Here is an 8,005-nt window from a genome sequence, read left to right on the forward strand (position 1 = left end):
CCCCCCCCCCCCCCGCCCCCCGCCGCCCCCCCCCCGGGGGGCCCCCCCCCCCCCCCCCCCCCCCCCCCCCCCGCCCTCTTGTATTCGGCGCGTCCTCGGCCTGGTGATTCACCAATCGACGTGACCTCGGAATATCCACCGGGAGAGTCGCGCCGGAAGGACTCAGCCCGCCGAGGGGAAACTCCGTAAGGAGCCTGCCGCACCCGCCGCAGGGTCATGGGCAGGTAAAGGGAAAAGTGCCCAGTGTGCGGAAAAAGGTGCCGGAAGCGCGCCGCTCAGGTCACGCCGTGGCGTGTTCGACGACCAGGACGACGGCCAGGAGCGCGATCAGCAGGGCGATCAAGGTCGCGGGGGATATGGAGGACCAGCCGGGCTCCTGCTCCATGCGGGCACGGTTCGCGCGGCATACGGGGCAGCGGCCTTCGGCCACCGGGCCGGAACAGTTCGCGCACACCAGCCGGTCGACTGTCATGGTGATCTCCTCATTCCGTCCGGTGAACGGACCCGGTGGGTGAATCGTTCCCGAGGGGGTGCGCTCTGGTCCTGGGGGCGGCACCGCGTACGCACTGTCCACTGTGCCAGGTTCCCGGGCTCGGTGCGCCCGGGGGTGTGGGAGCGGGGAATGACGGGCTTGCCCGGTTATGCCCTGTGGGACGGCCCACCAACCCGGTACGACGACTGCGCACGGCTTGCCCGGTCGCGTAGTGTCGCCCTCATCCCCTGTCCGCTCACCCCGCAAACCCCTGGTGCGAACGTGATCCGATTCGACAACGTCACCAAGACCTACCCCAAGCAGAACCGTCCCGCGCTGCGGGATGTGTCGCTGGAGATCGAGAAGGGTGAGTTCGTCTTCCTGGTCGGCTCATCGGGCTCGGGCAAGTCGACGTTCCTGCGGCTCATCCTGCGTGAGGAGCGGACCGACACCGGCATGGTGCATGTGCTCGGCAAGGACCTGAACCGGCTGTCGAACTGGAAGGTCCCGCACATGCGGCGCCAGCTCGGCACGGTCTTCCAGGACTTCCGGCTGCTGCCCAACAAGACGGTCGCCCAGAACGTCGCCTTCGCCCTCGAAGTGATCGGCAAGGCCCGCGGCACCATCCGCAAGACCGTGCCCGAGGTGCTGGACCTGGTCGGCCTGGCCGGCAAGGAGGACCGGATGCCGGGCGAGCTGTCCGGCGGTGAGCAGCAGCGGGTGGCGATCGCCCGGGCGTTCGTCAACCGGCCCATGCTGCTGATCGCCGACGAGCCGACCGGAAACCTCGACCCGCAGACGTCGGTCGGCATCATGCGGCTGCTGGACCGTATCAACAGGACCGGCACCACCGTGGTGATGGCCACCCACGACCAGAACATCGTCGACCAGATGCGCAAGCGCGTCATCGAACTGGAGAAGGGGCGGCTGGTTCGCGACCAGTCGCGCGGTGTCTACGGCTACCAGCACTGACCGCCGGCCGTACGACACAGTCCCCCTTCCGAAAGGAACCTCGACCCCCATGCGCCTCCAGTTCTTCCTGTCGGAGATCGGCGTCGGCCTCCGGCGCAACCTCACGATGACCTTCGCCGTGATCATCTCCGTGGCGCTCTCGCTCGCCCTCGCCGGCGGCGCCCTGCTCGCCAACAAGCAGGTCGACTCGATGAAGGGCTACTGGTACGACAAGGTCCAGGTCACCGTCTACATGTGCAACAAGAGCGACGCGGGTTCGACGCCCAGCTGCGCCAAGGGCGCGGTGACCGACGACCAGAAGGCCCAGATCCTCGCGGACCTCAAGAAGCTCCCGATCGTGGAGAAGGTCTACTACGAGAGCGCCGAAGGCGCGTACAAGAACTACGAGCAGCAGTTCAAGAACTCGCCGATGGCCGCGTCCATCACGCCGGACCAGATGCCGGAGAACTACCGGGTCAAACTCAAGGACCCGACGAAGTTCACCGTCATCGCCAGCGCCTTCCAGGGGCGCCCCGGCGTGCAGTCGGTGGAGGACCAGCGGGCGGTGCTGAAGAACCTCTTCTCGCTGCTCGGCGGCATGACCAAGGCGGCCTACGTGGTGCTGGCCTTCATGCTGACCGTCGCGATGCTGCTGATCATCAACACCGTGCGCGTGTCGGCGTTCAGCCGTCGCCGGGAGACCGGCATCATGCGCCTGGTGGGCGCGTCCAGCTTCTACATCCAGATGCCGTTCATCATGGAGGCCGCCTTCGCGGGCCTGGTCGGCGCCGCCGTCGCCTGCGTGATGCTGCTCGGCGGCCGGTACTTCATGATCGACGCCGGCCTCAAGCTCCAGGAGAAGATCCCGCTGGTGTCCTTCCTCGGCTGGGACTCGGTCGTCCAAGTGCTGCCGCTGGTGCTGCTGATCGGCTTCCTGATGCCGGCGTTCGCCGCGTTCATCGCGCTGCGGCGGTACTTGAGGGTCTGACGGGCGCGGTCCCGGCCGGTCTTGGGCCCGCCGGGCCCAGTTGGGCACGGGACGCACCGGCGGTCGTCGTATCTTTCCGACCACGCCCGTTTCTGGCCTAGACTTCCGGCCATGTCCGGCCCGTTGCTGTTCGGGACGCCCCGCCGCATCCGCCGCGGGGCCACCCTGGCGTTGGTCTTCGGCACCATGCTCGCCACCGGCGCCGCCGCGGGCAGCCTGGCGGAACCCCAGCAGCGCGCCAGGACGCGTATCGCGGCGGCCTCCACGGCCGACACGGGCCCGGGCGGCGCCAACCCGGCCCGTACGGGCGGTGCGAGCAGCGGCGGCGACGCCAAGAGCGGCGCGCAGAAGGCGTCCGGCGACCGCGTAACGGTCGACACCGAGCGCATCGCCCAGGAGATCGCCCAGGGCAAGGTCGGCGCGACGGCCGTGCAGAAGCTGGTCAGCCGCAGCGGTGACCGCTGGTCGTCCTTCTACACCGCGCAGGAGTACGCGGGCCTCCAGGAGGCGCTGGACGGGCGTTATGTGGGCGTCGGGCTGTGGGTGCGGCGGATCGACGCCGGCCTCGTCCAGATCGCCCGGGTGCAGTCGGACAGCCCCGCGCAGCGGGCCGGTATCCGGGTCGGCGACGTGCTCGACTCCATCGACGCGACCCGATGTACGGGCCTGGCGGTCACCGAGGTGGTCGCCGACCTGCGTGGCGACAACGTACCGGGCAGCACCGTGACCCTCGGAGTGCGGCGCGCGGACCGCCGGTGGACCGTCACCATGCAGCGCGCCACGCTCGACACCGAGGCGGTCACCGTCAGCAGCCCCAGCGGCCCTGACGGCCCCACCGACATCGCCATCGACGCCTTCACACAGGGCACGGGCAAGCAGGTGCGGGCCGCCGTACGGTCAGCCAGGCACGGCGTGATGCTCGACCTGCGCGGCAATTCCGGCGGCCTGGTCCAGGAGGCCGTCGCCGTGGCGTCCGCCTTCCTCGACGGCGGCCTGGTCGCCACCTACGACGTGCACGGGCGCCAGCAGGCGCTGTACGCGGCGGCCGGCGGCGACACCGAGGAGCCGCTGGTCGTCCTGGTGGACGGCGGCACCATGAGCGCGGCCGAAATGCTGGCCGGGGCGCTCCAGGACCGCGGCCGGGCGGTGGTCGTCGGCTCGCGCACCTTCGGCAAGGGCTCGGTCCAGATGCCCAGCACACTGCCCGACGGCTCGGTCGCCGAGCTGACCGTCGGCCACTACAGCCTGCCCGACGGCCGCGGGGTCGACGGCCGCGGCGTCGAGCCGGACGTGCAGGTGGCCGCGGGCGACGACGCGGCGGCCGAGGCGCGCGAAGTAATCGCTGGCCTCGGGACCCCCTCCTAGTGGGACAATGACGGGGCTATGGCAAAAGAGACCGGTCGCAAGATCATCGCGCAGAACAAGAAGGCGCGGCACGATTACCTGATCCTCGACACGTACGAGGCGGGCCTGGTGCTCACCGGCACCGAGGTCAAGTCGTTGCGCATGGGCCGCGCGTCGCTCGTCGACGGCTTCGCCCAGCTCGACGGCGGCGAGGCGTGGCTGCACAATGTGCACATTCCCGAGTACACCCAGGGCACCTGGACCAACCACTCGGCGCGCAGGAAGCGCAAGATGCTCCTGCACCGCGCCGAGATCGAGAAGCTGGTTCACAAGACCCAGGAGACCGGCCACACCATCGTGCCGCTCGTCCTGTACTTCAAGGACGGCCGGGTGAAGGTCGAGATCGCGGTCGCGAAGGGCAAGAAGGAGTACGACAAGCGCCAGACGCTGCGGGAGAAGCAGGACCGCCGCGAGTCCGACCGCGTGATGTCCGCGGCTCGCCGCCGCCAGCGCGCCTGACCACACGGTCACGCCGCCCTTGCGCACCGGTACGTGCCGATGCGCCCGCTTGTGCGGCGGCCCGAGGGCCGTCCGGGGGAATACGCTGGCCGTGCCGGGCGCTGATCACGTACGATGGAGACAGCCGCGCCGGGCCATGGTGAGTCCGGTGTGCACCTTGAAAACACCACATGGGGATGATCGGTTTCGACTGGGGATGTCGAAGCAGGGGAAGCGAGCCGAGGAAGCGGCAATGATCTCGTTAACCATATGTCGCAAACAATAATCGCCAACACCAAGCGCGATGCCTCCGAGTCCTACGCTCTCGCTGCCTAATAAGCAGCTAGCGTAGGTCTCATACGGAGTGTCAGCCCGGGGGTGATCCCGACCCGGATCCTGGCATAATCTAGGGATCTAAACTTTCAGGACCGGTCACGGGTCCTGGAAGGAAATCAAACAGTGACTGGGCCCGTCGGCGGCTTGTCCGCGTGACTGCCGGGGCCGAGAAAAGCACAGCGGACTGCGCTCGGAGAAGCCCTGTTTCCGCACCACAGGACGCGGGTTCGATTCCCGCCATCTCCACCATCCCATGCGCCGGACGGCGCCCCTCGTAGCGAGGGGCGCCGTTTGGCGTTTGGGGCGTCCTCACAGCGGTCGGGCGGGACGAATGAGTGCATGGTTGCGCTCGTGTCACCTCGGGGAACGGGGCAGTAACGCGTCGTTCCTAGGGTCGGGGCGACAGCAGGCGGAGCGGTGGGCACAGGTCACAGGGAGGCGCCATGAGTCGATGGGCAAGCCGGTGGATCGAGCGGTGGGACCCCGAGGACGAGCGGTTCTGGGACGAGGGCGGGGGCAGGCGGGTCGCGCTGCGCAATCTGGTCTTCTCCGTGCTGTCCGAGCACATCGGCTTCTCCATCTGGAGCCTGTGGTCGGTGATGGTGCTGTTCATGGGGCCCGAATACCACGTGGACCCAGCAGGGAAGTTCTTCCTGGTCGCGATGCCGACCCTGGTCGGCGGGGTGCTGCGGGTGCCGTACACCTTCGCGGTGGCGAGATTCGGCGGCCGTAACTGGACGATCGCCAGCGCCCTGCTGCTCCTGGTGCCGACCGTCACCGCGGCCGTCCTGATGAAGCCCGGCGTCTCCTACACCACGCTCATGGCGGTCGCGGCGCTCACCGGGGTCGGCGGCGGCAACTTCGCCTCCTCCATGACCAACATCAACTCCTTCTACCCGCTGCGGGAGAAGGGCTGGGCTCTCGGCCTCAACGCCGGGGGCGGCAATCTCGGCGTCGCCGCGATCCAGCTGATCGGCCTGCTGGTCATCGCCACCGCCGGCGCCGCCCACCCGCGGGTCGTGCTCGCCGTCTACATCCCGCTCATCGTGGTCGCCGCCGTACTGGCCGCGCTGTACATGGACAACCTGACCGCGGTCAGGAACGACACCGGGGCCGCGATCGACGCCGCGAAGGACCCGCACACCTGGATCATGTCGGTCCTCTACACCGGCACCTTCGGCTCCTTCATCGGCTACAGCTTCGCCTTCGGCCTGGTGTTGCAGAACCAGTTCGGCCGCACCCCGCTGCACGCGGCCTATCTGACGTTCATCGGACCGCTGCTCGGCTCGCTGATCCGGCCGCTCGGCGGCCGGCTCGCCGACCGCTTCGGCGGCGGGCGGATCACGCTGTGGACTTTCCTGGCCATGGCAGCCGCCACCGGGGCCGTCGTCATGGCCTCCGAGCAGAAGTCGCTCGGCCTCTTCCTGCCCGGCTTCATCGTGCTGTTCGCGCTCAGCGGCCTCGGCAACGGGTCCACATACAAGATGATCCCCGGCATATTCCACAAGAAGGCCGAGGCCAGGGGGCTCACCGGGGAGGACGCGGCGGCGTACGGGCGGCGGCTGTCCGGCGCGTCGATGGGCCTGATCGGCGCGGTCGGCGCGCTCGGCGGGGTCGGCATCAACCTCGCCTTCCGCGAGAGCTTCCTCAACACCGGTTCGGGCACACCCGCCTTCGTGTCCTTCCTCGTCTACTACGGGATCTGCTTCGCCGTCACCTGGGCCGTATACCTGCGGCGGCCGGCGAACTCCCCGGAAGGCGCGGGGCCGGCGGCTCCGACCGGCGCGACCGTCTACGCGGAGGTGTGAGTGGCGGATCCGCACGTAACACCCGGGAAATCCCGGCGAACCGAGCCCGTCACCCCGCCTTGGGACGATGCCAGTCCCCTGGCGGGGTGGCGGACAGCGCACGGAACTTCAGCAGCTCAGCAGCAAAGTGGGGCGGATCGATGCAGCCGCAGCAGGCACAGCAGGGCAGCGGGGACGGCGGCCCCCCAGCGGTGGCACCGCTGGCTGGCTTCACCGTCGGGGTGACGGCGGCCCGCCGCGCCGACGAGCTGGCCGCGCTCCTCGAACGCCGCGGCGCGGCCGTCCTGCGGGCGCCGGTCCTGCGGATCGTCCCGCTGCCCGACGACACGGAGCTGCTGGCCACGACGAAGCAGCTGCTGGACGACGCGCCCGACATCGTGGTCGCGACCACCGCGATCGGCTTCCGCGGCTGGATCGAGGCCGCCGACGGCTGGGGCCTGGGCGAGCCGCTGTTGCGGCGGCTCGCCGAGGTCGAACTCCTCGCCCGCGGCCCCAAGGTGCGCGGCGCCGTCCGAGCTGCCGGGCTCACCGAGGCGTGGTCGCCCGCCTCGGAATCCATGGCGGAAGTGCTAGAACGGCTCCTCGACCAGGGCGTCGAGGGGCGGCGCGTCGCCGTGCAGCTGCACGGGGAGCCGCTGCCCGGCTTCATCGAGTCGCTACGGGTGGCAGGCGCGCGCGTGGTGGCCGTACCCGTCTACCGGTGGATGCCGCCGGAGGACATCGGTCCGGTGGACCGGCTGCTCGACGCGGTGTTCGCGCGCGCGATCGACGCGGTGAGCTTCACCAGCGCGCCCGCGGCGGCGTCGCTGCTGGACCGGGCCGGGCAGCGCGGGCGGCTTGACGAGCTTGTCACCGCCTTCCGCCGCGATGTGCTCGTCGCCTGCGTCGGGCCGGTGACGGCGCTGCCGCTCCAGGCGCACGACGTGCCGACGGTCCAGCCGGAACGCTTCCGGCTCGGGCCGCTCGTGCAGCTGCTGTCCCGGGAGCTGCCCGGGAGGGTACGGCCGCTGCCGGTGGCCGGGCACCAGGTGGAGATCCGGGGGCAGGCGGTGGTCGTCGACGGCGCGCTGCGGCCGGTGCCGCCCGCCGGGATGGCCCTCCTGCGGGCCCTCGCCCGGCGCCCCGGGTGGGTCGTCTCCCGGGCGGACCTGCTGCGGGTGCTGCCAGGGGCGGGGCGGGACGAGCATGCCGTCGAGACGGCGATGGCGAGGTTGCGGGCGGCTTTGGGGGCGCCGAAGCTGATTCAGACGGTCGTCAAGCGGGGGTATCGGCTGTCGCTCGACCCCCACGCCGACAAATACGCCCCGGGCTCCGTCTGACGCTCCTCCCGGGTGCCCCCGCACCCGCTCCCGGGACCTTCCCCCGGGTGGGTGGCTTGTCGCGCGGTTGCTCGCGGCCCGTGGGGGTTGCCACTTTCGGTGGCCCTCGCACGTGCGGTGTGTTTCGGCTGGGCGCGCAGTTCCCCGCGCCCCTGGGGGTTGCCACGTGCGGTGGCGTTCGCAGTTCGGTGGGTTTCGGCTGGGCCCGCCGTTCCTCGCGCCCCTGGGGGGCTCGGGTCTGCTGGAGAGGGCAGCCCCCGGGGTGCGGGCAACCGCGGGGGTGGGAAGG

At 70.3% G+C, this 8,005-nt stretch carries 7 protein-coding genes and 1 other RNA gene; 7 read left to right on the plus strand and 1 reads right to left on the minus strand.

Going from position 1 to position 8,005, the window contains the following annotated elements; all coding sequences use genetic code 11:
- Window positions 1-280: 280 nt before the first annotated feature.
- Window positions 281-472, minus strand: coding sequence for a hypothetical protein (locus V7E46_RS29325; RefSeq protein WP_329178592.1), 192 nt, complete (start codon window positions 470-472; stop codon window positions 281-283).
- Between the two features lie 282 nt (window positions 473-754).
- Between V7E46_RS29325 and ftsE the strand changes: the two genes are divergently transcribed.
- From ftsE to V7E46_RS29360, 7 genes are all read left to right on the plus strand, one after another.
- Window positions 755-1,444 (plus strand): cell division ATP-binding protein FtsE, encoded by a 690-nt coding sequence (gene ftsE, locus V7E46_RS29330; RefSeq protein WP_073493558.1) that lies wholly within the window; start codon window positions 755-757, stop codon window positions 1,442-1,444.
- A gap of 49 nt (window positions 1,445-1,493) precedes the next feature.
- Window positions 1,494-2,411 (plus strand): permease-like cell division protein FtsX, encoded by a 918-nt coding sequence (gene ftsX / locus V7E46_RS29335; RefSeq protein WP_329178595.1) that lies wholly within the window; start codon window positions 1,494-1,496, stop codon window positions 2,409-2,411.
- Between the two features lie 111 nt (window positions 2,412-2,522).
- Window positions 2,523-3,776 carry a S41 family peptidase gene (locus tag V7E46_RS29340; RefSeq protein ID WP_333771262.1) on the plus strand — a complete coding sequence of 418 codons (1,254 nt, stop codon included), beginning with the start codon at window positions 2,523-2,525 and terminating at the stop codon, window positions 3,774-3,776.
- A gap of 18 nt (window positions 3,777-3,794) precedes the next feature.
- Complete coding sequence (gene smpB / locus V7E46_RS29345) at window positions 3,795-4,274, plus strand: SsrA-binding protein SmpB (RefSeq protein ID WP_329178599.1); 480 nt, start codon at window positions 3,795-3,797, stop codon at window positions 4,272-4,274.
- A 172-nt stretch (window positions 4,275-4,446) separates the two neighbouring features.
- Window positions 4,447-4,838, plus strand: a transfer-messenger RNA (tmRNA) gene (gene ssrA, locus V7E46_RS29350).
- Between the two features lie 194 nt (window positions 4,839-5,032).
- On the plus strand, window positions 5,033-6,397 hold the full coding sequence (locus V7E46_RS29355; protein ID WP_333771263.1) for a nitrate/nitrite transporter: 1,365 nt from the start codon (window positions 5,033-5,035) through the stop codon (window positions 6,395-6,397).
- Window positions 6,398-6,537: 140 nt separating this feature from the next.
- Entirely contained in the window at window positions 6,538-7,716 is a 1,179-nt protein-coding gene (locus tag V7E46_RS29360) for a uroporphyrinogen-III synthase (protein ID WP_329178603.1), read from the plus strand.
- The last annotated feature ends 289 nt before the right edge of the window (window positions 7,717-8,005 follow it).

Origin of the sequence: Streptomyces sp. IBSBF 2435, from assembly GCF_036815005.1 — a bacterium.
Classification (GTDB): domain Bacteria; phylum Actinomycetota; class Actinomycetes; order Streptomycetales; family Streptomycetaceae; genus Actinacidiphila.

Coding starts and splice junctions, on each gene's coding strand:
- V7E46_RS29360 (WP_329178603.1), top strand. CDS start 6,538: ATGCAGCCGCAGCAGGCACAGCAGGGCAGCGGGGACGGCGGCCCCCCA.
- V7E46_RS29325 (WP_329178592.1), bottom strand. CDS start 472: ATGACAGTCGACCGGCTGGTGTGCGCGAACTGTTCCGGCCCGGTGGCC.
- smpB (WP_329178599.1), top strand. CDS start 3,795: ATGGCAAAAGAGACCGGTCGCAAGATCATCGCGCAGAACAAGAAGGCG.
- V7E46_RS29355 (WP_333771263.1), top strand. CDS start 5,033: ATGAGTCGATGGGCAAGCCGGTGGATCGAGCGGTGGGACCCCGAGGAC.
- ftsX (WP_329178595.1), top strand. CDS start 1,494: ATGCGCCTCCAGTTCTTCCTGTCGGAGATCGGCGTCGGCCTCCGGCGC.
- V7E46_RS29340 (WP_333771262.1), top strand. CDS start 2,523: ATGTCCGGCCCGTTGCTGTTCGGGACGCCCCGCCGCATCCGCCGCGGG.